This is a genomic window from Pseudomonas koreensis (genome assembly GCF_012986595.1).
In the GTDB taxonomy this organism is placed as follows: domain Bacteria; phylum Pseudomonadota; class Gammaproteobacteria; order Pseudomonadales; family Pseudomonadaceae; genus Aquipseudomonas; species Aquipseudomonas koreensis.
The window spans coordinates 455,270-477,670 of sequence record NZ_JAAQYM010000006.1; the positions used below are offsets into that span (position 1 = coordinate 455,270).

Consider the following 22,401-nt stretch of genomic DNA (forward strand, 5'->3'; position numbering starts at 1 on the left):
ACGCGACAACAGAACGGAATCACCATGGAAATCACGAATCACGCCGTCATGCCCGGCGAAACCCTGAGCCAGATTGCCTCGCGCTACAACAGCACCGTGGCGCAACTTCGCCAACTCAACCCCTTCATCACCAATCCGGACAACGTCAAAGTCGGATGGAACCTGAGCGTCCCTAAAAACGCGCAAGCCGCCTCAGCTTCACCCGCTGCTTCGACACCCGCTGCGCCTGAAGCGCCTGCCGAGACGGCTCCGAATGCTGCAACGCAGTGCTCTGCGGAAGACTTGGTTGAGCTGGATCCGATCAAGGACTCTCCGGATCAGAGCTCAAAGACCTTCAAACCCCACGCATCTCCGTGTTCTAAAAAGTTTGCCAGCGCGATTTATGCCACCGAGGAGCAAGAGTTCTGGCTGCTCCCTGAGCGGGCAAAGTCTGCCATCAAAGAATCGATGTTCGCGCTGGATAAAATGATTGCCCCCAGCAAACCACGTGATGCACGCCTGAACGGGCTGCAGGAATCGGGTTTGCTGGAATACTTCCTTGAGCCCAAGTTGAGTAACTTCCTCACGGGTGCGAAGCGTACACGTATGGAAGAATTTGAGGCGATGGGGGATGAGATCGAAATCGATCCCGCCACCGCCAAAAAGAGGCAAAACGAAGCTAACGGAAACAAACCAGCAGCGGCTCCTGCACAGTCTCCACAAGAGGACACCCCGCAATCGCGCCTGGACCGTCTAACGGCAGACCTGGCTACTGACCAGGAAGTCCACAAAGCCTATGCCGACTTTTACAAGCAGAGGGCTGAGTGGCATGCGCTGAAAAAAGAAGCGGTAGCGGCTGCGAAGCTGGAAGGCTACACCTACGAAAGCGGCTCTCTCTACTCCAAAGAGGCGATCGAAGCGCGCGCACGGGTACAAGCTTATCTGGAAGCTCGCAAAAAACTCCTCGGCAACAAAGACTTCAAGCAGGTTCCGCTGGAAGACGTTGCCAAAGCCTTGGCAGAAAAGAAGAAAAGTTACGAAAACATCTGCAGCGGCATGAATGACTGCACCGCCGATCTCGTCGGCTATGTTTATACGCTCATCAAAAACGCCGATGCGCTTGATTACCATGCCTACACTGAATCCATTATCAAAGCTTCTGAGTACGGCATCGCACTTCCAGAATTCGCTTTGATCAGTGACGGCCTTCCATCCGGTATCGAGAAATTCAAACTGTACCTGGACACCGAGAAAAAGCAGGCGGAAGTTACAGCTCAGCTTCAGGAGAAATACAAGCGCTGGATCGAGGCAACAGGCCAGAATGCCCAAGCGCCAGCAGGCCTGGTTGATGCGGAACGTACCGAATGGGATCGCCTGCAAAAAATAAAAGACGACCTTCAGGCCACAGCCCAAAGTAATGTCAGCACTAGCAAACCTGGACGTTTTCTGGTTTGGGAACCGGAAGAGTTCCAGCCAAAACCGGTGGACCGAATGGTGAAACCGGGCTTTCCGCTGCGTGAAGTCAGTCTTTCTGACACCAAAGGCACGCCTTTGAGCTGGTTCAGCATGGCGAACCTGAAAGACGCAAAAAAAATCATGAAGGAGGATTCAAAAAAAGCGGCCGGCTCAGTAAAAAAGGTCACTCAAAGTTTGCCCGCGGACGCAACTGAAGGCTCCGATAAAAACAGTGAAATCAATTCGTTCCGCCAATGGCTTCTAGATCAGGGAGCCAAAAAATTCAGCGATCAGGTCGGCGACTGTTTCGATGCAAAAGGCTGGTTCAAAGCCAAAGACTTTTATACTTACTTGAAAAAGCAAGGCTATGAGGTCACTGAACTGGAAGACGACGCGACCCTGACCAACTGGGGCAATCACCTTCAGCAACTGGTGTTCAAGAAAAGTGTGCGCGGCAAAGTTAGGCTTTTTGATGCCAGTCCCCAAGCGCAATTCGTCCGCTGCCTGACGCCGCCACAGCCAAGCATTCACGGTGAAGTGAAGCTCGAAGGCCCTAAAATGTCTGCCGCCGAAGGCTTCCAGATATCTGGCGAGATGGGCTTGAGCCTGGACCTTGCCCGTGGCGAAGTTCAGTTGTTGAAAGTCGACATGCCTGCCAAAGCCAGTGCTCAAGACATCACGCTTGATTACTTCCTGGACGGCAGCCCGCAAAAAATGAATTTCGGCCGCTTCTCCTTCCACTTTGGTGTGAAGGCATGGGGCTACGCCGGAGCATCGTTGCTGCTAGCCGGCAGCGTGGAGTTGAGCCCCATCCTCGGCAACGTCAAATACGGCGCCTCCCTCAGCCCGGTCAAACGCGCACAGCGTGAAGACGCATCAGCCAAAGAAGAACGTGCAGATCACGATGCGGCCAAGAAATCCAAGGCCGACAGCGGCGACAACAGCCCTACTCCCGATCTTGAACACAAGTCGAAATCCGGCACCGTGACCAGCACCCAAAGCACAGACCAAGTGCTGACCGGACGTGCCGCCAATGTCCAGATCGAAAACGGAGCGAAAGCGACTTTCAATGTTTTCGGAGGCTTGCAAGCCGCCATCGAACTCAGCGGCGCACTGAACTGGGCACCACCTAAAGAACTGGTCGCCCTGCGCACCGCACCAACGATGGGTATCGGCAGCGATAAAGACGCGAAAAAAGCCAATCCGTGGCTAACCCTTGCCAAACTGAGTGGGTCTGTGGGGGTTGCGCTGGGCGCAGGATTCCAGGGAACGGCGCAGATTTCTGTGGATAAGGGACGCTTTATTCTCAATCTGAAGGCTGCGGTAGTGCTGGGCCCTGGTGCTAACGGCAGCTTTAAGTTTGAGATTGGTTATGAGGCGGTAGTTGATATCATCAATTTGTACCGTAAGGAACTTCACAAGACTAAAGGTCGTAAGGTCGAGTGGATGGATCCTGAAGCGAGTGAATATGCGTCAGCGCTTAATGCATTGGGTGCTGCCGGGTTGAACGTAGCGATGGCGTATATGATGCGTTGGGATGTTGTGATGAGCCTATATGAATCATTAACACGTAGTGGCAAGGGCGGACCAATTGCGGATGCGATTATGGTTTACGGCGATGAACAAGCCCTTGAAGAGTGGTGTATCAATGCTATTCCTGACGCTTTGGGGCCATTACTTCGAACACTTAGTAGTCCTCCAGAAGCTTTTACGATCAAAGGATTTTCCTCTGAAAGTTCGAACAATGGTCAATCTCGCGATTATGATCAACCTCAAGCATATGCTCTCCAGCAAAAAGCCATCGCACGAATTTTAGGATGGATTGTTAATAACGCAAAAAAAACCAATACCATTGACAAAGCTCAGCGTCAATTTGAGCTAGCCTGCATGTCAATGAATGAATTTGGCGTAAAAGAAGCGAATGCAGATTTAAATTATTGCAAAAATCGCTCAATTCTTGATTCCTTTATGGCCGAAAAATCTCGAAATTTATTTTCCGACACAAGCAATACCGCCCGTGAAAACTACAGAGCTTACGTGGCACTACTTGGTGCAAATCTTTCTGATTTCTGTCAAAAAAATTACCGACCAACTCCAAGCTATTCACCTAGTGGCGCAACGGCCTACTTGAAAAGCTACTAATTGACGGCATTTTAAAATGAACGCTAAACGAACGTATTTTTTTCACATTACAGCCTTGCTAATCACATTTATATGCACTGATATGCCGGCAGCCTCCGCCTCAGTAAACTCCGAACAAAAGCCTGATGGCATTACTCTTTACAACCAACTAAAAATAAACTCCGCGATACCTCAATTAAAAGCTGAAGCAGAGAGTGGTAATTCGGAATCGCAGTATTACCTCGGGGAAGCTCTAAGAAAAAAAAATCGCTACATGACACCGGAAGCGCAACATTGGTATGAAGCGGCAGCAGAACAAGGAAACATATACGCAATGATCCAGCTAGGTCGAAGCAGTCGCGACCTCTGCCAACAAATGAACAACTGTCCTCCAACCGAAAAAAAACCTTCTGAGTGGTTTGAGAAAGCCAAAGAACTGACACTTCCGATGGCTAAAGAAGGCAATCCAGAATCTTTGTATTTAATGTATGAAATAACATTAAATCGTGAATGGCTGGAGAAGTCTGCGCACGCCGGCTACCCTCTTGCGCAATACTGGATGGCAGTGGGAGAGCGTCAAGGTAGAGGATACTTTTTTATCCCCGGAAAACGGGACGAGTCTGTTCGAAATTGGCTAAAGCTTTCTTCTGAGGGTGGTTATTCGAAAGCGATGAACGCTTACCTTGAGATCCTATACGAGGATGGAAACATGGAAAGTGTTCGTCACTGGCTTAAGGTCGCGGCTGAAACTGGCGACCAAGAAGCAGTAAGCAATTATGGTGCATACATTTCACATACTCCGGACAAAGTTGGCTATCCATTGGACCTCGTAAAGGGATACGCTCTTTTTACCCTTCTCAAAGAATTAGACGGTAATGGTGGAGTTAGAGAGTATGCCGAACAGAAAATAGAAAAAATTGCCGAAAAAATGACACCAGGACAAATAGAAAAGTCTAAAAGTGTGGCCGAAGAGTGGAAGAAAACTCATCCCCCGCTTTCTTTTTTTCCCGAAAAGCTGGGAAATTAACTCAGATAGCCAGTGCCCCTTCAAAGGCGTTATGGGTTGTCGACTGCGAGTTTATTTACTTACGGTCTACAACCATCTCCATCGCCCTATCCAGCAAAGTTTGGTGCAGTTTAAAAAAATGAAATTGAAGACCATTGTGCCAACCGTGTTAGCCCTAATATCCGGCCAGTCCTTTGCGCTCACGGAAGAGCAATTCCAAGCAAAAACCAAAGGCATACATCTCTACAATCAATATAAGGCCACTTCTGCGATTGAGCACTTGAAAATTGCCGCAGACGGCGGAGATAGTGAAGCACTTTACTACCTGGGAGAAGCAATAAGAAAAAACAATAGATACATAACTACAGAAGCACACAAGGCGTATGAAGAATCTGCCAAACAAGGCAATATCTATTCGATGATTCGACTTGCATGGGCGAATGAAGATTTGTGTGTCGTTATGAAAAACTGCTCTCTTACTGAACGCTCACCCGAAGAGTGGATGAGTCAAGCAAAACAACTGGCAACCGCACAAGCTTCACAAGGCAATGCTGAATCTATGTATCTGTTATGGAAAATAACGGGTGACGATCATTGGTTAGAGAGGTCAGCAGAAAATGGATTTTCTCTCGCTCAGTTTCGCTTAGCTACCAAATATCAGGAAGGAGGTGGATGGTTTTTACTACCCTCCTACAGAAAAGATGCTATCGAGCGCTGGATAAAAGCATCTGCAGAAAATGGTTACCCGCCGGGCATGATGGGCTTTGCAGCAGCCAGGATTGAAAAAAATGATTTATCGTCCTTCAGATTTTGGAATGAAAAAGCTGCGTCCTCAAGCTATGTATCAGCAGTTTTTGGCTACGCGTTATACATCGGCGGGATTGAACCTACATACGGATTCCCATCAGATCAAGTGAAAGCACATGCCCTACTATCAAACCTGATGGAGCTTGATGGTGGTGGCAACGTAATACGCAACGTAAACGATACGTTGCCCGACATAGAAAAAAACATGTCAAAAGAGCAAATAGAAAAAGCCAAAGAACTTTCAATAACTTGGAAGAGCTCCCATCCGCCTCTTTCTTTCTTCCCTGACAAGCTAGGGTATTAATTTTAGTGAGCGTATATTTTCGGATCTTAGCGATAGTTATTTCTGCCTTCGCTGAAACATGCGCGGCCGCAACACAAGAAAACGGATTGACCACGGGAATAGCTTTATACAACCAGCTAAAAATAGACTCCGCCATATCTGAACTGGAAAAAGAAGCACAGTCTGGGATCGCGGAATCACAGTACTATTTAGGGGAGGCTCTTCGAAAGCGCAACAGCTACATGACTCCAGAGGCACTTCACTGGTATGAGTCCGCAGCAGAAAACAACAATGTATATGCAATAATCCAACTGGGGCGATTCAAAAGTGAAACCTGCCAAAAAATACGCAACTGCTCACCATCAAAAAAAACACAAGCAGAATGGTTTAAACTAGCTAATGAGCTAGTTTTACCAAAAGCACAGAAAGGTGATCCTGAATCCCTGTACCTAATGTATGAAATCACTCTTAATCGTGAATGGCTGAAGAAATCCGCAAATTCAGGATATGCGACTGCACAATATTGGATGGCTGTAAGCGAACGCCAAGGTGAAGGTTTTTTCTTGATTCCTGGAAAACGTGAGGCCTCTGTAAAAAGATGGCTGCTACTTTCTTCTGAGGGCGGACATCCAAAAGCGATGATGGATTATCTACAAATTTTATTCGAAGAAGGAGATGTCGTAGGCATGCGCCACTGGCTCGAAACTGCGGCAGCGACCGGCGATCAAGCTGCCATAAGCAATTACGGCGCCTACATAGCGCATACACCAGACAAAATAGGTTATCCACTAGACTTGGTCAAAGGTTATGCGCTATTCACACTTCTTAAAGAGCTTGAGGACAGTGGCGGAATCGGAAGATATGTTGAGAGAAAAAGTGAAGAAATACGCGAAAAAATGACATCAGAACAAATTGAAAAATCACTAGAAGTGGCAAAAGACTGGAAAGCCACTCATCCAACGCTTTCTTTCTTTCCAGACAAGCTTAGCAATTAATTCAGAATATATTCAAACTCGTCGAAGTATTTATGGATTGTAGGCTGCCAGCATTTTCTGCCAACTTACAATCCTTATTTTTTATAGCATCCTTTTTAGCAACCTAATCCAGCTCCAACCCGACAATCTGGAGGAGCAAAACAAGATGCCGCATAGAAACCTCATGTCAACTAGAATAATATTCACTTTATTGATGTCGCTCTCAATTAGTTCCCACGCGAATACCGAGACAACGCCAGAACAAAACTCCGCAAAACAAAAAGGCATAATTTTATACAACCAATACAAAGCCACTTCTGCAATTCCGTTTTTAACAACAGCTGCAGAAGCGGGCGACCACGAAGCTCAATATTATTTAGGGGAAGCTCTTCGTAAGAAAAATCATTACATGAACAAGGAGGCTAAGAAATGGTATGAAGCGTCAGCAGGTCAGAACGATCTTTATGCCATGATCCAACTGGGCCGTATTGAGCATGATATGTGTGAAATTTCCAGCGACTGCCCTCCTTCTCAGAAGCAACCAATAGAGTGGTTAAATCAAGCAAAAAAAATAGCTCAAGAAAAAGCCGAGGCTGGAGACGCGAAGGCAATGTACATAATGTATGAAATCACGCTAGATGATACGTGGCTCGAAAAATCCGCCTCTGCGGGAAATGCATTTGCGCAATACTGGATGGCGGTCTCTATCAAGCAAGGCGATGGTTTTTTCCTGCCTTGGAAGCGAAGCGAAGCATTTGAAAAGTGGTTTAAGCTTTCGGCTGAAGGTGGCTACCCGAAGTCGATGATGGAATATGCTGCAATATTATATGAACGTGGCGATATAGAGGGCTTTCGCAACTGGAATGAACAGGCGGCGCTAGCAAGTTATGCAACTACTGTTTTCGGATACGGTTCTGACTTAGCACATGAGCCTGATACGTTCGGATATCCCCTCGACCTTATTAAAGGCTATGCACTTATATACTGGCTGTCCGAGCTAGACGGGGGTGGTGGCATGAAGGAAAACGTTGAATATACGCTACCTCGAATCGCCGCAAAAATGACCGCCGAACAAATTGAAACGGCCAAAAAGTTTTCTAAAGAGTGGGCTGCGTCGCACCCTCCCCTCTCTTTCTTTCCTGATAAACTTAGCCGTTAGCTTGTTTTATTCGAATAACAATGGCACATGAATCATACAAACGGGAGGAGTAGATGGCGTGGGGGCCGCCCAACGCGATCCTACTCCCGCTCTCATTCAAGGCATCAAACCGGCGCCTTCCAATCCAGCATCTGCTGCTGCGCCACCTGCAGCAAATCATTGCCGTCCTGCGCCAGCAGGTACAGCGCATGGGTGATGTGTGGAATGTCCTGAACATCGCCATGCCGGAAGCACACGCAATGCAGGGTTTCGAGCAGGTCGCTGCAGGCGCGAATTCGCTGGACGGCGGCTTCGAGGATGTCTTGGGGGTTGGCTTGGGTGTCGATGACCATTGGAGCGCTGTCGGTGACGCCGCTGTTGAGCGGGTGATAGCGGTTTGGCAGCGGGTTTAGTATTGGCATTTTGATTACTCGATATTTTAGAAAGTAACCGCCAGTACCGTGACCAAACAGTGGGAGGCGGCCGCATGCAGGATTGGTCAACTGAGACAACGCCAAAACTCAGCTCGCCCGAAGGCGCCCTGCACACAGCCGCCATAACAGCGCACTGCAAAGACATAGAAGTCCGCAGCGCAAATGATGGCACATCTGCAATGGTGTCGTGCTCAGGTGACCAAACCCGAATCGCTGATTTTGCAGCGACGCCAAACCATAACCGCCCCGCTCCCGCCGTCGAAAGCAGACAAAGCATCCATCCTTGTAGGAATCGGCCCCGCATCCCAGAGAAATCATCCCTCTGCCAGACAGCCGGCGTTCAGCCAGGTTAACCATCGCTTAACGCCGCAGTCCAAGACTGTACTGAACCGCACACCTCAGCCCTTGGCTGGCGCCGAGTGCGGCAGGTTCGGCCGCATTTCGCCGAACGCTCATTGCGTCGCACGGGAGTCCGATCCATGAACATTCGCATGCTGTTGCTCACCTCCGCCCTCGCCTGCACCGCATTCGCCGGGATGGCTCAGGCCAATGACACCACCGCTACCACCAAGCCTGTTCCCTACCAATACGGCATGCCGTTGCAGGTGAACAAAGTGATCTCCATGACCGAGCCGCAAACTTCGCAGTGCAAGGTCATCACCGCTGACATGAAGTACATCGACAATGCCGGTAAGCCCGAGGAAATCACTTATCGGAAAATGTCTGACGCTTGTAACTTCCAGAACTGACAGAAGGCTCTGATTTGCGGCTTTGCGGTAGGCGGTGAAGGGTTCGCGGGTTATGCTCGGGATCCCTTCTCACTGCCGCAAGGACTCGCCATGCAGTTGTCGTTTCGCACGTTGTCGATCATCACGTCTTTGTTGTGTTTTGTGCTGGCGCTTATCTGGGGCTTTTTTCCGGAGGTGTTGCTGGCGATCTGGAGTATCGAGTATTCCAGTGCTGCCGGTTTTGTTGCGCGACGCAGTGCGGTGCTCTTTGCGGCGTTGGGTGTGATGTTTTATCTGGCGCGCAACGCGCAGCCGTCGCTGGGTCGCAATGCCCTGAGCAACGGGTTTATCGTCGGTTGTTTTGGTTTGGCGGTGCTGGGTTTTGGCGAATGGCTCAACGGCCACGCCGGCCCCGGGATTTTGCTCGCGGTGCTCGTCGAGTTCGCGCTGGGCCTCGGCTTTGTGCAGGCCCGGCGCGTGACGGTCGAACTGGGTGAAACGGTGAGTTAAACAGCTCTGGATCGCAGACTGTATCGCGGCTGCGTCGTTTGCTGATTCAGGTCCGAGCGCAGTCCGGCGATCAAATCGTTGATTTCGCGGCTGCCATTCAAATGTCTGGCGTCGATGCCGCTGACGAGTAGATCGACCTGGTCAGTCTGGTTATCGCCGAATACCTTGACGGTCATCGACAGATCTGGCGACAGCGTGCATTGGCAGCGTTTAGGCAGAAAACTGCTTTCAATGATATTGCGTAGTTCCAAGGCAGACAGAAACATGGTGAACCTCTCCTTATTGATGAAACTGCCAATCAACTCTTCACGTTGACCGCTTTTGCTGCCCCTTCACGGATGTGCCCCCGCTGATTCCCTGGTGCGGCAAACGGTTGTACTGCGAAATGCCCATTGGAGTGTAGGCGCCCGAACGCGGTGCGCTGCACCAAACAGACGCATAAAGCGTGCCTTTCATCGGGTCCTTTTGACCCTCATGAAATCAAGCACTTGGCGTGGTGGCCAGTAGTTGGCCAGTTGCAAAATGCAAGATCGCCCCGCTTGGGCACTGCAATTTGCAAGTCGACAGCGGTTTGCATTCGCCACTGATGACAGTAAGAATGCCCGTCATTCACCCTACACCCGCCAGGAGGCTTTCATGGGTTCTTTACGCGCTCGCGCGACAATTGGTCTGTTCGTTGCCGGCCTGTCCACCCTCGCCCACGCGGCCAAGCTTGAAGACGTTGCGCCGTATCCCAAGGCTGAAAACGGTTTTACCCGCCAAGTCATTTATTTGCCCAAGCAGGATCAGGAGGAGAACTTTCAGGTTGAAGTGCTCGCCGGCAAAACCCTGGAAGTCGACTGCAATCGCCAGCGCCTGGGCGGTGCTCTGGACGAGAAAAACCTCGAAGGCTGGGGCTATCCGTTCTACCGCCTGGAAAAAGTCATTGGCCCGATGAGCACCCTGATGGCTTGCCCGCCCGGCAGCCAGAAGAAGCGCGCCTTTGTCCCTGTTGTCGGTGACGGCTTCATGCTGCGCTACAACAGCAAGCTGCCACTGGTGATTTACGCCCCCAAAGACGTCGAGGTGCGCTACCGCATCTGGTCTGCGTCGGACAAGGTCGGCACCGCCATCGCAGAATGACCTGAACAGGGAGCGTCAAACGTGATTACCTGCCATGTGCGATACGTGATCGATCCGTACCAACTGAGCGAATTCGAGGCCTACGCCAAAGCCTGGCTGGGCATCGTCGAGCGGTTGGGCGGCACTCATCACGGTTATTTCCTGCCCTCCGAAGGCGCGAGCAATATCGCTTATTGCCTGTTCAGTTTTCCTTCGCTGGCCGATTACGAAAGCTACCGGCACATCGCGCTGACCGACCCGGAAAGCACGGCGCTGGTGGAATCGCTGGTGCAGAAAAAATTCATCATCAGCTACGAGCGCAGTTTCCTGCGCCCTCTGCTGCCCTGAGCGTTATCACGCCGGGACGCCGCATACCGCGGCGCGCTCGGCGACGTGGCGCAGGCTGTCGAAGTTGATGTTGGCGCCGGAGTCGATCGCGACGAAAGTCTGCTCGCGAACGCCGCTGTGCGCCACGTACTGTTTGATCCCGGCCACCGCCAATGCGCCGGAAGGTTCGGTGATCGAGCGGGTATCGTCGTAGATGTTTTTGATCGCGGCGCAGAGCTCGTCATTGCTGACGGTGACCACCTCGTCCACGCAAAACCGACACACTTCGAACCCATAAGCGCCCATCTGCGCCACCGCCACGCCATCGGCAAACGTCCCGACACTGTGCAACACCACGCGCGCATCCGCTTGCAACGCCGCCTTCAGGCAGGCCGAGTGCTCCGATTCGACCCCCATGATGCGCACTTCCGGCCGCAGGTATTTGACGTAAGCGGCGATGCCGGCGATCAGGCCGCCACCGCCCACCGGAACGAAGATCGCATCCAGCGGCCCCTGATGCTGACGGAGGATTTCCATGGCCACCGTGCCCTGGCCGGCGATCACGTCGGGGTCATCGAAAGGCGAGACAAAGGTGCGTCCGGTTTGCTCGGCCAGTTGCAACGCATGGGCCAAGGCAAACGGAAAACTCTCTCCGTGCAGCAGCGCCTCGGCGCCACGACTGCGCACCCCAAGCACCTTGAGTTCGGGTGTGGTCGAGGGCATGACGATGGTCGCCGTGATCCCCAGTTCTCGCGCCGCGAGTGCCACGCCTTGGGCATGGTTACCCGCCGAGGCGGTGATCACCCCGCGTGCTTTCTGCGCATCGCTCAGTTGAACCAGCTTGTTGTAGGCGCCACGGATTTTGAAAGAGAACGTCGGTTGCAGGTCTTCGCGCTTGAGCAGGATCCGATTGCCCAGCGCCTCCGACAGCGCCGGCGCCGATTGCAACGGCGTGCGCACGGCAATGTCGTAGACCGGCGCGGCCAGGATCTTTTTCACGTACTGCTCAAGCAGGGCTTGCTGGTCGGGGCTGTATCTCATCGTCATCTCCGGTCGATCTGTGTAGGAGCTGCCGAAGGCTGCGATCTCTTGATCTTGCTTTTTGATTTGAGCAAAACAAAGTCAAAAGATCGCAGCCTTCGGCAGCTCCTACAGGGGGCCATTGTTGTTAAAACCCCGGAGACAGAAAGTAAAAACCCGCCTCTAGGGCGGGTTGGGTGCTGCAGTCGTGAGCTAGCCCGCCAAATGAGGAATGGCGGTAATAATGCTTGGCTGGCAGCGCAATACGGTGGAAGTCATGGGCCTGAAATTAGCCCGGCGGCGGCCGGCGAGTCAATGACTTATTTGAGGATGCCAAGGTAGGCTGGCGATTCTGCTCATCACCCCAAGGAAGGAATGCATGATGTCTGTCGCCCTGCCCCTCACTGCGTTGATTGCGTTTACCGGCTACACCGTGTCGGTGATGCTCCAGGCCGAACAGTCGTTGATCGACTTCGGCATCAGCCTGATGTCGCGTCCGGATACGGCGCAAGTGGTGATTGATCTTTATCTGCTGGCGACGCTGGCCGGGGTGTGGATGGTCAAGGATGCGCGGGCACGGGGGATGTCGGTCTGGTCGGTGGTGCCGTATCTGTTGCTGACGGCGGTGTTTGTGTCGGTTGGGCCGTTGTTGTATCTGGTGGTGCGTGGGGTTCGGGAGCGCAAGAAAGTCGCGACGGCCAACCTGTTGAGCTAATCCGGCCCTTCGAAGGCGGCTGAGATTGCTTTCGCGAGCAGGCTCGCTCCCACAGGTTCTGCGTTAGGCTGCGATCCCGTGCCCACCAGCGATTCAGTGTGGGAGCGAGCCTGCTCGCGAAGGCGTTCTTCGCATCACCACAAATCATCGGGCCAACCGCCGCAGCCCAAACAACATCCCCCCTGCCCCCAATAACATCACCAGCAGAAACACCGGGTACGAAATCCACCACGGCGTGCCGGCCGTCATCATGCTGAACTCCGACATCCCGCCAATGCTCGCAATCAGGTTCAACGGCAGAAACACCACGTTGATCAACGTCAGTTTGCGCAGCAGGTTGTTCATGCTGTTGTTCATCAGGTTGCCACGCGCATCGATCAGCCCGGAAAACACCGTGGAGTAAATCTCCGCCTGCTTGTAGCACTGGTTGTTTTCGATGATCAGGTCATCGATCAATCCGATCGCCTCGCTGCCGAAATGCTGTTTATCGGCATGATTACGCAGCCGCGTCAGCACCGCGCCGTTGCTGTGCAAGGCGTTGATGTAATAGATCAGGCTTTCGCTGAGGTTGAACATCTGCACCAGATGCTGGTTCTGCATCGAGGCGTTGAACTTCTGTTGCAGCTCGCGGGCCACCAGTTTGATCACCTTCAGATGGCCGAGGTAGTGGTGGATGTTGTTGAACAGCAAATCGAGCAACACATCCAACGGCGCATTCAGCGGCTGACGCGTGCCGATGCCGTGCAGCGGCGTGTCGTCGGTGGCGATCACCAGCAACTGACCGGGGGCAAACAACAGGCCGCAGGACGACACTTCAAACGCCAGGCTGCCCCCACCGGAGTAGTTTTCCGGGCGCTTCCAGATCAGAAACAAGTGGTCCGGGTGAAACTCGATTCGCGAGACTTCGTCCGGGTCCAGCGCCGAGGCCAGCGCATGTTCGTCAACCTTGTAGTGACTCTGGAGCAAGTCGCGCTCGGCGGCATCCGGGTTGCTGAACAGCATCACCTCGGCGTCCAGCCGCTCGACCCGCTGCAATGCCCCGTGACTCAATGCAAAACTGCTGATCATCGGCGCTTCACCAGGCCTGGCCGCGACGTTTGAGCTCCAGCCGGCGCACGAACTCTTCCAGTACCAGTGAATACAGATCGTCCTGCAAATAGGCGTCTTCGATGCCGGCGTCGAGGTTCGGGTTGTCGTTGACTTCGATCACCACCACTTTGTCGCCAGCCTGTTTCAAATCTACGCCGTAGAGACCGTCGCCAATCAGGTTGGCGGTCTTCACCGCCAGTTCCACCACCGCCCGTGGCGCCTCGTGAACGGCCAGAGTGCGGCACTCGCCGTTGATGTCCTGGCCCTTGGCCTTGTGGTTGTAGATTTGCCAGTGGCCCTTGGACATGAAGTACTGGCAGGCAAAGATCGGTTTGCGGTTGAGCACGCCGATCCGCCAGTCGTACTCGGTGTAGAAGAACTCCTGAGCCAGCAGCAACACCGAGTGTTCGAACAGTTCGGCGGTGGCTTCAAGCAGCGCTTGCTGGCTTTCGACCTTGATCACCCCACGCGAGAAGCAGCCGTCGGGGATCTTCAGCACCAGCGGAAAGCCGAGGCGCTCACCGACCCGCTCGAAATCTTCCGGTCGTTCCTTGTAGAGAATTTCGGTGGCGGGCATGCCCAGTTGATGGCTGTTGAGCAGGTCGGTCAGGTAGACCTTGTTGGTGCAGCGCAGGATCGACGTCGGATCGTCCATCACCACCAGCCCTTCGCTTTCCGCCTTCTTGGCGAAGCGATAGGTGTGGTTGTCGACACTGGTGGTCTCGCGAATCAGCAAGCCGTCGTACTCGGCGAGGCGCGCATAATCCTTGCGCTCGATCAGCTCGACATCAATGCCCATGCGCTTGCCGACCCGGACGAAATTCTCCAGTGCCTTGGCATTGGATGGCGGCAAAGCCTCCTGCGGATCGTGCAAGATCGCCAGGTCATAACGCGCCACTTGCGGCGAGCGCGGCACCCGCCAGACTTTACGACTGAAACCGTCCAGCGCATTGGCAAATTGATCTTCCTGATCGTCACGCAACTTGTGCAGGGCACCGGACTTAATGCCTTCGATGTGCCAACCGTTATTACGACGGAACTCAACTAACAGAATCGGGCACGGAAACACTTCAAACAACTGGCGGGCCAGATCCTGCAGGGGCTCGATATGCGTCTTGCCAAAGTAAAGTGTCAGAGTGAAGCCTTCGGTATCGCTGTAAAGGTGATGGCTGAGGGCTTTTTCCAAGGTTTTATCCAAGTCGTCCAAGGCCAGTCCGTACAATGATTTTTTCGTCAGTTCGCTGATAGTGCGCACCGATGGAATCACCTTGTGCCCGCGGGCTTCCGCCAGCAGCGAGCAGTAGTAACCGTGCCCCAGGTACTTGTAGCTGCGGCACAGGTTGATCACCTGCACACGCTTGCCCGGCTCGCTGTCACGGGTTTGCTCCAGGTATTCCTGGGCCGTGACGATGTCCTCGCTGGGAAAGTACGAGGCCCAGTCTTCCTTGCGTTCGACGATGATCAACACTTGACTGGAAGTTCTGATGGCTGGATTTAAAAAAGTTGCCGCCGGCAAACTTTGCTCGGATACTTCGCGCCAATGACCCTGTACCGCTGACATAGAGATTGATCCGTTGGAGAACAAGACCATTTCTATTAAGCACGAAGTTTTTCGAAAGTCCCGTTTCGTTACGCAACTTTTACGGTGGTCATATGAATGCTGTTTTTCGTTTGGCGGTAGTTGAAGATCTGCCGGCACTGCTGGCCCTGGAAATGCAATGTTTCACCACCGACCGGCTGACCAGCCGCAGCTTTCAATGGATGATCACCCGCGCCCATGCGCAGTTGCTGGTGGCCGAACATGAGGGGCAATTGCTTGGCTACGCACTGGTGCTGTTCCATCGCGGCACCTCGCTGGCGCGGCTGTATTCCATCGCCATTGCCGCCGAGGCGCGCGGCATCGGATTGGGCAAACAGTTGCTGCAACGCATCGAGGCTTGCGCGGTCGAGCACGATTGCGCGTACCTGCGCCTGGAAGTGCGCCTCGACAACCCCGCCGCGATTGCCTTGTACGAGCGCAACGGTTATCGGCGCTTTGCGTTGATTCACGACTACTACGAAGACCATGCCGACGCGCTGCGCCTGGAAAAGCGCATTGTTCAACATCATGATTCACGCAGCATCAAGGTGCCCTATTACCCGCAAACCACTGAGTTCACCTGTGGCCCGGCGTGCCTGCTGATGGCCATGGGTACGCTGCAACCCGGGCGGTTACTGGAGCGGCGTGAGGAACTGCAGCTTTGGCGCGAAGCGACCACGGTGTTCATGACCTCCGGCCACGGTGGTTGCAGCCCACAGGGATTGGCGCTGGCGGCATGGCGCCGGGGCTTTCGCGTGCGTCTGCAACTGAGTATGGCCGGGCCGTTGTTTCTCGATGGCGTGCGCGATGCGCATAAAAAAGACGTCATGCGCCTGGTGCACGAGGAGTTCACCGCGCAACTGGAGGAAACCGACATCGAACGCAAGATCGGCACCCATCTGGATTTGCCGCGCCTGCTGGAGGCCGGCGGCCAGCCTCTGGTGCTGATCAGCAGCTATCGCCTGACCCGCTCCAAGTCGCCGCATTGGGTGATGGTCACCGACTGCGACGAGGATTTTGTGTACCTCCACGACCCTGACGTCGATCACAGCCAGCACCGGCAACCCATGGACTGCCAGCATGTGCCGGTCAGCCATGGCGAGTTTGAGAAAATGAGCCGGTTTGGCCGCGGGAAATTGCGCGCGGCGGTGGTTTTGTATGCCCGCGCTACGCCCACTATCGTTAGGCCCTAAAGGCTTTTTTTGTGGCGAGGGAGCTTGCTCCCGCATGAGTGCGTAGCGCTCACAAGATTTTGAGGCTGCTGCGCAACGCAACGCGAGCCAGCTCCCTCGCCACAGGACATCTGTGAAAATTTGAAGTGAGGTTACTTCAGGCCGACCTTGTATAACGACCCCTCTGCCTCATCCGTCAGAACATACAGATACCCGTCCGGCCCCTGCCGCACATCACGAATCCGCTGTTTCAGATCGCCCAGCAAACGTTCCTCGTGAACCACCTTGTCCCCGTCAAACTGCAAGCGGATCAGCTCCTGACTGACCAGCGCACCGATAAACAGATTCTGCTGCCAAGGCTTGAAGCGATCAGCGTCATAGAACGCCATTCCGGAAACACCCGGTGACTTCTCCCACACATGATGCGGATCAACAGCGCCCTCGACGCTCTTGCCCTTGGCTTCCGGGATCGGCTGCAGCGAGTAGTTGATACCGTGGGTCGCGAGCGGCCAACCGTAGTTCTTGCCGCGCTCGATGATGTTCACCTCATCGCCACCACGGGGGCCGTGTTCGTTCTCCCAGACGGTGCCGTTCCACGGATTGAGCGCCGCGCCTTGCGGGTTGCGATGGCCATAGGACCAGATTTCCGGGCGCACGCCGGACTGGCCCACGAACGGGTTGTCATCCGGCACCTTGCCGTCGGGGAAAATCCGCACGACCTTGCCTTGCAGTTTGTCGAGATCCTGCGCGGTCGGCCGGTCGTTGTTTTCGCCCAAGGTGATGAACAGGTAGCCGTCGCGGTCGAACACCAGGCGGGAGCCGAAGTGATTGCCGGTCGAAAGCTTCGGCTCCTGACGGAAGATCACCTTGAAATCGCTGATTGTCTTCAAGTCATCCGACAGCCGCCCGCGCCCCACCGCCGTTCCGGCCTTGTCCCCGGCGCCACCGCCTTCGGCGTACGACAGGTAGACCAGCCGATCCTGCTTGAAGGTCGGCGACAGCACCACGTCGAGCAGCCCGCCCTGACCCTTGGCCCAGACTTTTGGTACACCACTGATCGGTTCCGAATGCTTGCCATCGACGCCAATCAGCCGCAGGTTACCCGAGCGCTCGGTGACCAGCATGCCCTGACGATCCGGCAGAAACGCCAATGCCCAGGGATGTTCGAGGCCTTGGGTGATCGTTGTGACTTCAAGGGTGCCCTGCTCGCTTTGCAGCTCCTTGGGGGCGGCGGCGAGCGCTGCAGTGTTGATCAGCGCGCCGGCACACAGCGTGGCTAGAAGGGTTTTACGCAACATGCACGATTCCTTTTGTTCGTTTTAAAGGCTGACAGGCGCTCAGGCCTGCCGTTCAACGGTTGCTGTCTGCGTCTCGTGGCGGTGGGTTGGGAATGAATTTCGGCGGTGTGCTCGGCACCGAACGTTGCTGCTGGCCGTTGCCAATGCCGCCGTTGCCGACCGTGGGTGAACGTTGCACTGGTGCCGTGTTCGGCCCGCGAATCGCCGGTGCATTGGGCTGCGTGCCTTGCATGCTGTTGGGGTTGGCCCGGCGAATCGGACTGTTGTAAGGGTTGTTGTTGGTGCCAGCGGGACTTTGTGCCAGCAGCAGCGGAGCGGACGGTGCTGCGATGTCAGCATGCGCCAGACCGGCCCCTAGGAGCAGAATGATGATGCCTGACGGAATTCGCTTCATGGGCAGCCTCTCGATGCACAGGGGATAGAGCCTTCGAGTCCACGCTACGCCGCGGGTTCGGATTTGTTAACCCATGGCCGTTAAACAACATGTAACACGGCTTGACCAGATCCTTTGAGAGCCGCGCAATCACTGGAAACTTTCGCCCCGCGCCGCAGGTCACCTGATCATCACTTGGAGAACTGACCATGGCTCGGGCAATCTGGAAAGGCGCGATCAGCTTCGGACTGGTACACATCCCCGTCGCGCTGGTGTCGGCAACGTCCTCGCACGGCGTGGACTTTGACTGGCTCGACAGCCGCAGCATGGATCCGGTGGGCTATAAACGAGTAAACAAGGTCACCGGCAAGGAAGTCACCAAAGAGCACATCGTCAAAGGCGTGGCCTATGAGAAGGGTCGCTACGTGGTGCTCAGCGAGGAGGAAATCCGCTCGGCGCATCCGGTCTCGACCCAGACCATCGACATCTTTTCCTTCGTCGATGCTGAGCAGATCCCGCTGCAGAACATCGACACGCCCTATTACCTCGCCCCGGACAAACGCGGCGGCAAGGTCTACGCCCTGCTGCGGGAAACATTGAGCAAAACCAACAAGGTCGCCCTCGCCCGCGTCGTCCTGCACACTCGCCAATACCTGGCGGCGCTGATGCCACTGGAGTCGGCGCTGGTGCTGGTCAAACTGCGCTGGCCGCAGGAAGTACGTGGCCTCGATGAGCTGGAACTGGGCAGCGAAGTGACCAAACCCCAACTGGCAAAGGGCGAACTGGACATGGCCAAGCGCCTGGTACAGGACATGAGCGGCGACTGGAGCCCCGAGGACTACAAGGACGAATTTGAAGACAAGATCATGGCCCTGGTCGAGAAAAAGGCTCATGAAGGCAAGATCGAGGATGTCGAGACCGTGGGCGGCGAGGAAGAACGCAAAACTGCGGATGTTATCGATTTGACCGAGTTGCTCAAGCGCAGCCTGGGTGGCAAAGCGCCGATCAAGCCCAAGGCGAAAGCCAAGCCTGCCAGTAAGGCTGCGCCGGCGAGGAAGACCAAAAAGGCTTCTGGGGAATAGTCAGAACCGGTTCCTGTCAGCAAGCTGACAGGTTGGCTTTGAGAGACTCATCAGCAGCAAAGGCGAACTGCGGCGGTCAGATCAGAATGAAGATCGCCAGCAAACCGCCGAAGATCGCCCACTTTTCCAGGTAGTAACGCGCGCGATTACGCTTTTTCAGTTCTTTACCACGCAGGCGAACCTTGTAGATCCTGGTAAACAGGCGGTTGATCCCACCGGTGCGGTCGCCCGCATCGTTCGGTGCACCCGCCGCCGACATCACGGTGCGGCTGAACCAGGCGTTGAACGCCGCCGCCCAGCGATATTTCATCGGGCGCTCGATGTCGCAGAACAGAATGATGCGGTTTTTGTCGGTGGTGTTTTCCGCGTAGTGGATATAGGTCTCATCGAACATCACCGCTTCGCCGTCACGCCAGTGGTAGCTTTCACCGTCGACATTGATGTAACAACCCGCATCGTTCGGCGTGTCCAGCCCCAAGTGGTAGCGATAGGAGCCAGCATACGGATCACGGTGACGGACCAGTTTCGAACCCGGCGGCAGCTCGGCGAACATCGCGGCCTTGATCGAGCCGATGCTCTGCACCAGTTCAGTGGTGCGCGGGCACAGTTTCATCGCCGACGGATGACTCTCGCCGTACCATTTGAGGTAGAAACGTTTCCAGCCACTTTTGAAGAACGAGTTGAAACCGACGTCATCGTACTGATTCGAGCGCTTGATCTCGCCGGCGCGCAGCAGGTCCTGCCCTTCCTGACGGATTTCTTCCCAGTGCGCCTGCAACGGGCTCAGGTCAGGGAATTCGGCAGGATCAAGATACGGCTTGTTCGGCTTCTTCGAGAACAGGTAGAGGAAGCAGTTGATCGGGGCCAGAAACGTCGAGTGATCGCTCAGTTGACGGCCCAGTTTGTGACGCACACGACCACGCAGGTGAACGTATGCAATCGAAATGACATAAATAGCGGCAATGATGAGTTTCACGGAAATCGTCACACGTCAAAAGTGAACAAACTGCGCGCCTGCCGGCCGGTGGCCCAGGGTCTGATGCAGTGGCATGAATACAAATACTATCCCGGTGGCACTTCCTTGAGCCCATGCCGTTGGCGGCTATTGGGTAATCGGATGGCATTTTAGCCATACTTTGTAACCAATGGTGAACCGCATCTGTGAAAAACTGTCCGCTGAATCCGCCAATCAGCAGGCGCGGCATCATCGCCCTATCGTTTAAAGAGCCAGACCAGTACAATCGCCGCCAAACTTTACGCGCCCCCCTTGGTTGATGACGGGACTGTCCCGCATCAGCGCACTTCTACTCGGGCCCAGCGCTCCGGCCGCACCCTCGCTATTTAAGAATGCTTCGCAGGAAAAACTCTTGATTTCTACAGCTAACATCACGATGCAGTTCGGCGCCAAGCCGCTCTTCGAAAACGTTTCGGTCAAATTCAACGGCGGCAACCGTTACGGTCTGATCGGCGCCAACGGTTGCGGCAAGTCGACCTTCATGAAAATCCTCGGCGGCGATCTTGATCCGTCCGGCGGTCAGGTCATGCTCGAGCCGAATGTACGCCTGGGTAAGCTGCGTCAGGATCAGTTCGCCTACGAAGAATTCACCGTGATCGACACTGTGATCATGGGTCACGAAGAGCTGTGGAAGGTCAAGGCCGAGCGCGATCGCATCTACTCGCTGGCGGAAATGAGCGAAGAAGACGGCATGGCCGTGGCCGAGCTGGAAACCGAGTTCGCCGAAATGGACGGCTACACCGCCGAATCCCGTGCGGGCGAGCTGTTGTTGGGTCTGGGCATTCCGCTGGAACAGCATTTCGGCCCGATGAGCGAAGTTTCGCCAGGCTGGAAACTGCGCGTATTGCTGGCTCAGGCGCTGTTCTCCGATCCGGAAGTGCTGTTGCTCGACGAACCGACCAACCACCTGGACATCAACACCATTCGCTGGCTGGAAAACATCCTGACCCAGCGTAACAGCCTGATGATCATCATCTCTCACGACCGTCACTTCCTGAACAGCGTGTGCACACACATGGCTGACCTGGATTACGGCGAGCTGCGCCTGTTCCCGGGCAACTACGACGAGTACATGACCGTGGCGACCCAGTCCCGCGAGCAGCTGCTGTCGGACAACGCCAAAAAGAAAGCGCAGATTTCCGAGCTGCAATCGTTCGTCAGCCGCTTCTCGGCCAACGCCTCGAAAGCCAAGCAGGCCACTTCCCGCGCCAAGGCGATCGACAAGATCCAGCTGGCCGAGGTCAAGCCTTCCAGCCGTGTCAGCCCGTTCATCCGCTTCGAGCAGAACAAAAAGCTGCACCGCCAGGCGGTCATGGTCGAAAAAATGGCCAAAGGCTTCGACGGCAAGCCACTGTTCAAGGACTTCAGCTTCCAGGTTGAAGCCGGCGAGCGCGTAGCGATCATCGGCCCGAACGGTATCGGCAAAACCACCCTGCTGCGCACCCTGGTCAACGAACTGACTCCGGATGCCGGTAGCGTCAAGTGGACCGACGCCGCGGAACTGGGCTACTACGCTCAGGACCACGCGCACGACTTCGAAGACGATGTCACCCTGTTCGACTGGATGGGTCAGTGGACCCAGGGCGAGCAAATGATTCGCGGGACTTTGGGGCGCATGCTGTTCTCCAACGACGAGATCCTCAAGTCGGTCAAAGTGATTTCCGGTGGTGAGCAAGGGCGCATGCTGTTCGGCAAGCTTATCCTGCAAAAGCCGAACGTGCTGATCATGGACGAACCGACCAACCACTTGGACATGGAATCGATCGAGGCGCTGAACCTGGCGCTGGAAAACTACCCGGGCACGCTGATCTTCGTCAGCCACGACCGTGAGTTCGTATCGTCCCTGGCCACGCGCATCATCGAGCTGAGCCCGAATGGCGTGACTGACTTCAGCGGCACTTACGATGACTACCTGCGTAGTCAGGGCGTGGTGTTCTAAGAGCAGCTATCAGTTTTTAACTGCAAGCTGCAAGCAAGAGCCCTGTCCGTGTGACGGGGCTTTTTGCATTCTGGAGTAGGCGAGGTGGTGTTGGGGATACCTTCGCGAGCAGGCTCGCTCCCACAGGGGAATACGTTTCAAATGTGGGAGCGAGCCTGCTCGCGAAGGGGCCATCAGCAACAACATCAATCCTCAGGAAAATAGTTAGCCTGCTTCCTTTTATTTCAGCGCCACGCCATGATGCCGACTCTCCTGC

Annotated in this window: 20 protein-coding genes and 1 pseudogene; 13 read left to right on the forward strand and 8 right to left on the reverse strand. The window is 54.6% G+C overall.

Annotated elements, in window-relative coordinates:
• The first annotated feature begins 24 nt into the window (after positions 1 to 24).
• The 5 genes from HBN98_RS20715 (at position 25) to HBN98_RS20735 (ending at position 7,784) form a co-directional block, all read left to right on the forward strand.
• On the forward strand, positions 25 to 3,576 hold the full coding sequence (locus tag HBN98_RS20715; protein ID WP_083369034.1) for a LysM peptidoglycan-binding domain-containing protein: 3,552 nt from the start codon (positions 25 to 27) through the stop codon (positions 3,574 to 3,576).
• A gap of 16 nt (positions 3,577 to 3,592) precedes the next feature.
• Positions 3,593 to 4,582 carry a tetratricopeptide repeat protein gene (locus tag HBN98_RS20720; protein WP_229755008.1) on the forward strand — a complete coding sequence of 330 codons (990 nt, stop codon included), beginning with the start codon at positions 3,593 to 3,595 and terminating at the stop codon, positions 4,580 to 4,582.
• Between the two features lie 118 nt (positions 4,583 to 4,700).
• Positions 4,701 to 5,672, forward strand: coding sequence for a tetratricopeptide repeat protein (locus HBN98_RS20725; protein WP_229755009.1), 972 nt, complete (start codon positions 4,701 to 4,703; stop codon positions 5,670 to 5,672).
• 5 nt (positions 5,673 to 5,677) lie between these two features.
• On the forward strand, positions 5,678 to 6,646 hold the full coding sequence (locus HBN98_RS20730; RefSeq protein ID WP_186352859.1) for a tetratricopeptide repeat protein: 969 nt from the start codon (positions 5,678 to 5,680) through the stop codon (positions 6,644 to 6,646).
• A gap of 163 nt (positions 6,647 to 6,809) precedes the next feature.
• Positions 6,810 to 7,784 (forward strand): tetratricopeptide repeat protein, encoded by a 975-nt coding sequence (locus HBN98_RS20735; RefSeq protein WP_083369440.1) that lies wholly within the window; start codon positions 6,810 to 6,812, stop codon positions 7,782 to 7,784.
• Between the two features lie 104 nt (positions 7,785 to 7,888).
• Here the strand turns inward: HBN98_RS20735 and HBN98_RS20740 are convergent, their stop codons facing one another.
• On the reverse strand, positions 7,889 to 8,185 hold the full coding sequence (locus HBN98_RS20740) for a hypothetical protein (protein WP_083369033.1): 297 nt from the start codon (positions 8,183 to 8,185) through the stop codon (positions 7,889 to 7,891).
• A gap of 491 nt (positions 8,186 to 8,676) precedes the next feature.
• Between HBN98_RS20740 and HBN98_RS20745 the strand changes: the two genes are divergently transcribed.
• Together HBN98_RS20745 and HBN98_RS20750 are read left to right on the forward strand one after the other, a co-directional pair.
• Complete coding sequence (locus HBN98_RS20745; protein ID WP_083369032.1) at positions 8,677 to 8,946, forward strand: DUF2790 domain-containing protein; 270 nt, start codon at positions 8,677 to 8,679, stop codon at positions 8,944 to 8,946.
• A gap of 90 nt (positions 8,947 to 9,036) precedes the next feature.
• Positions 9,037 to 9,435, forward strand: a complete 399-nt coding sequence (locus tag HBN98_RS20750) for a hypothetical protein (RefSeq protein WP_083369031.1) — start codon at positions 9,037 to 9,039, stop codon at positions 9,433 to 9,435.
• Here the strand turns inward: HBN98_RS20750 and HBN98_RS20755 are convergent.
• Positions 9,432 to 9,701 carry a DUF1652 domain-containing protein gene (locus HBN98_RS20755; RefSeq protein ID WP_083369030.1) on the reverse strand — a complete coding sequence of 90 codons (270 nt, stop codon included), beginning with the start codon at positions 9,699 to 9,701 and terminating at the stop codon, positions 9,432 to 9,434. The genes HBN98_RS20750 and HBN98_RS20755 overlap by 4 nt on opposite strands.
• Positions 9,702 to 10,071: 370 nt before the next feature.
• Between HBN98_RS20755 and eco the strand changes: the two genes are divergently transcribed.
• Positions 10,072 to 10,557, forward strand: a complete 486-nt coding sequence (gene eco, locus HBN98_RS20760) for a serine protease inhibitor ecotin (protein ID WP_083369029.1) — start codon at positions 10,072 to 10,074, stop codon at positions 10,555 to 10,557.
• 21 nt (positions 10,558 to 10,578) lie between these two features.
• Complete coding sequence (locus HBN98_RS20765; RefSeq protein ID WP_064587658.1) at positions 10,579 to 10,884, forward strand: NIPSNAP family protein; 306 nt, start codon at positions 10,579 to 10,581, stop codon at positions 10,882 to 10,884.
• 30 nt (positions 10,885 to 10,914) lie between these two features.
• Here HBN98_RS20765 and ilvA read toward each other — a convergent pair.
• Positions 10,915 to 11,910 (reverse strand): annotated as a pseudogene (gene ilvA, locus HBN98_RS20770) (threonine ammonia-lyase, biosynthetic); the annotation flags it as partial.
• 352 nt (positions 11,911 to 12,262) lie between these two features.
• Here ilvA and HBN98_RS20775 point away from each other — a divergent pair.
• Positions 12,263 to 12,598: a DUF2834 domain-containing protein gene (locus HBN98_RS20775; protein ID WP_083369027.1), complete on the forward strand. Its 336-nt coding sequence runs from the start codon at positions 12,263 to 12,265 to the stop codon at positions 12,596 to 12,598.
• 144 nt (positions 12,599 to 12,742) lie between these two features.
• Here the strand turns inward: HBN98_RS20775 and HBN98_RS20780 are convergent, their stop codons facing one another.
• Together HBN98_RS20780 and HBN98_RS20785 are read right to left on the reverse strand one after the other, a co-directional pair.
• Positions 12,743 to 13,666 carry a magnesium transporter CorA family protein gene (locus HBN98_RS20780; protein ID WP_083369026.1) on the reverse strand — a complete coding sequence of 308 codons (924 nt, stop codon included), beginning with the start codon at positions 13,664 to 13,666 and terminating at the stop codon, positions 12,743 to 12,745.
• A 7-nt stretch (positions 13,667 to 13,673) separates the two neighbouring features.
• A complete protein-coding gene (locus HBN98_RS20785) occupies positions 13,674 to 15,248 on the reverse strand; it encodes a RimK family protein (RefSeq protein WP_064587661.1) in 1,575 nt (524 codons plus the stop codon).
• Between the two features lie 92 nt (positions 15,249 to 15,340).
• On the opposite strand from HBN98_RS20785, the gene rimI reads away from it, so the two are divergent.
• Positions 15,341 to 16,459 carry a ribosomal protein S18-alanine N-acetyltransferase gene (rimI, locus tag HBN98_RS20790; protein ID WP_083369025.1) on the forward strand — a complete coding sequence of 373 codons (1,119 nt, stop codon included), beginning with the start codon at positions 15,341 to 15,343 and terminating at the stop codon, positions 16,457 to 16,459.
• Between the two features lie 131 nt (positions 16,460 to 16,590).
• On the opposite strand, the gene HBN98_RS20795 is transcribed toward rimI, so the two are convergent.
• Positions 16,591 to 17,736, reverse strand: coding sequence for a PQQ-dependent sugar dehydrogenase (locus tag HBN98_RS20795; protein WP_083369024.1), 1,146 nt, complete (start codon positions 17,734 to 17,736; stop codon positions 16,591 to 16,593).
• A 52-nt stretch (positions 17,737 to 17,788) separates the two neighbouring features.
• Positions 17,789 to 18,130, reverse strand: a complete 342-nt coding sequence (locus HBN98_RS20800; protein WP_064587664.1) for a hypothetical protein — start codon at positions 18,128 to 18,130, stop codon at positions 17,789 to 17,791.
• A 188-nt stretch (positions 18,131 to 18,318) separates the two neighbouring features.
• Between HBN98_RS20800 and ku the strand changes: the two genes are divergently transcribed.
• A complete protein-coding gene (ku, locus tag HBN98_RS20805) occupies positions 18,319 to 19,191 on the forward strand; it encodes a non-homologous end joining protein Ku (protein ID WP_083369023.1) in 873 nt (290 codons plus the stop codon).
• A 76-nt stretch (positions 19,192 to 19,267) separates the two neighbouring features.
• Here the strand turns inward: ku and lpxO are convergent, their stop codons facing one another.
• Positions 19,268 to 20,167 (reverse strand): lipid A hydroxylase LpxO, encoded by a 900-nt coding sequence (gene lpxO / locus HBN98_RS20810; RefSeq protein ID WP_064590004.1) that lies wholly within the window; start codon positions 20,165 to 20,167, stop codon positions 19,268 to 19,270.
• 391 nt (positions 20,168 to 20,558) lie between these two features.
• On the opposite strand from lpxO, the gene HBN98_RS20815 reads away from it, so the two are divergent.
• Positions 20,559 to 22,145 carry an ABC-F family ATPase gene (locus HBN98_RS20815; protein WP_082920316.1) on the forward strand — a complete coding sequence of 529 codons (1,587 nt, stop codon included), beginning with the start codon at positions 20,559 to 20,561 and terminating at the stop codon, positions 22,143 to 22,145.
• Positions 22,146 to 22,401: the final 256 nt, after the last annotated feature.

Bases quoted from the DNA above. Each gene is read 5' to 3' on its own strand.
- HBN98_RS20715 (WP_083369034.1), top strand. From the start codon at position 25: ATGGAAATCACGAATCACGCCGTCATGCCCGGCGAAACCCTGAGCCAG.
- HBN98_RS20720 (WP_229755008.1), top strand. From the start codon at position 3,593: ATGAACGCTAAACGAACGTATTTTTTTCACATTACAGCCTTGCTAATC.
- HBN98_RS20725 (WP_229755009.1), top strand. From the start codon at position 4,701: ATGAAATTGAAGACCATTGTGCCAACCGTGTTAGCCCTAATATCCGGC.
- HBN98_RS20735 (WP_083369440.1), top strand. From the start codon at position 6,810: ATGTCAACTAGAATAATATTCACTTTATTGATGTCGCTCTCAATTAGT.
- HBN98_RS20740 (WP_083369033.1), bottom strand. From the start codon at position 8,185: ATGCCAATACTAAACCCGCTGCCAAACCGCTATCACCCGCTCAACAGC.
- HBN98_RS20745 (WP_083369032.1), top strand. From the start codon at position 8,677: ATGAACATTCGCATGCTGTTGCTCACCTCCGCCCTCGCCTGCACCGCA.
- HBN98_RS20750 (WP_083369031.1), top strand. From the start codon at position 9,037: ATGCAGTTGTCGTTTCGCACGTTGTCGATCATCACGTCTTTGTTGTGT.
- HBN98_RS20755 (WP_083369030.1), bottom strand. From the start codon at position 9,701: ATGTTTCTGTCTGCCTTGGAACTACGCAATATCATTGAAAGCAGTTTT.
- eco (WP_083369029.1), top strand. From the start codon at position 10,072: ATGGGTTCTTTACGCGCTCGCGCGACAATTGGTCTGTTCGTTGCCGGC.
- HBN98_RS20775 (WP_083369027.1), top strand. From the start codon at position 12,263: ATGATGTCTGTCGCCCTGCCCCTCACTGCGTTGATTGCGTTTACCGGC.
- HBN98_RS20780 (WP_083369026.1), bottom strand. From the start codon at position 13,666: ATGATCAGCAGTTTTGCATTGAGTCACGGGGCATTGCAGCGGGTCGAG.
- HBN98_RS20785 (WP_064587661.1), bottom strand. From the start codon at position 15,248: ATGTCAGCGGTACAGGGTCATTGGCGCGAAGTATCCGAGCAAAGTTTG.
- rimI (WP_083369025.1), top strand. From the start codon at position 15,341: ATGAATGCTGTTTTTCGTTTGGCGGTAGTTGAAGATCTGCCGGCACTG.
- HBN98_RS20795 (WP_083369024.1), bottom strand. From the start codon at position 17,736: ATGTTGCGTAAAACCCTTCTAGCCACGCTGTGTGCCGGCGCGCTGATC.
- HBN98_RS20800 (WP_064587664.1), bottom strand. From the start codon at position 18,130: ATGAAGCGAATTCCGTCAGGCATCATCATTCTGCTCCTAGGGGCCGGT.
- ku (WP_083369023.1), top strand. From the start codon at position 18,319: ATGGCTCGGGCAATCTGGAAAGGCGCGATCAGCTTCGGACTGGTACAC.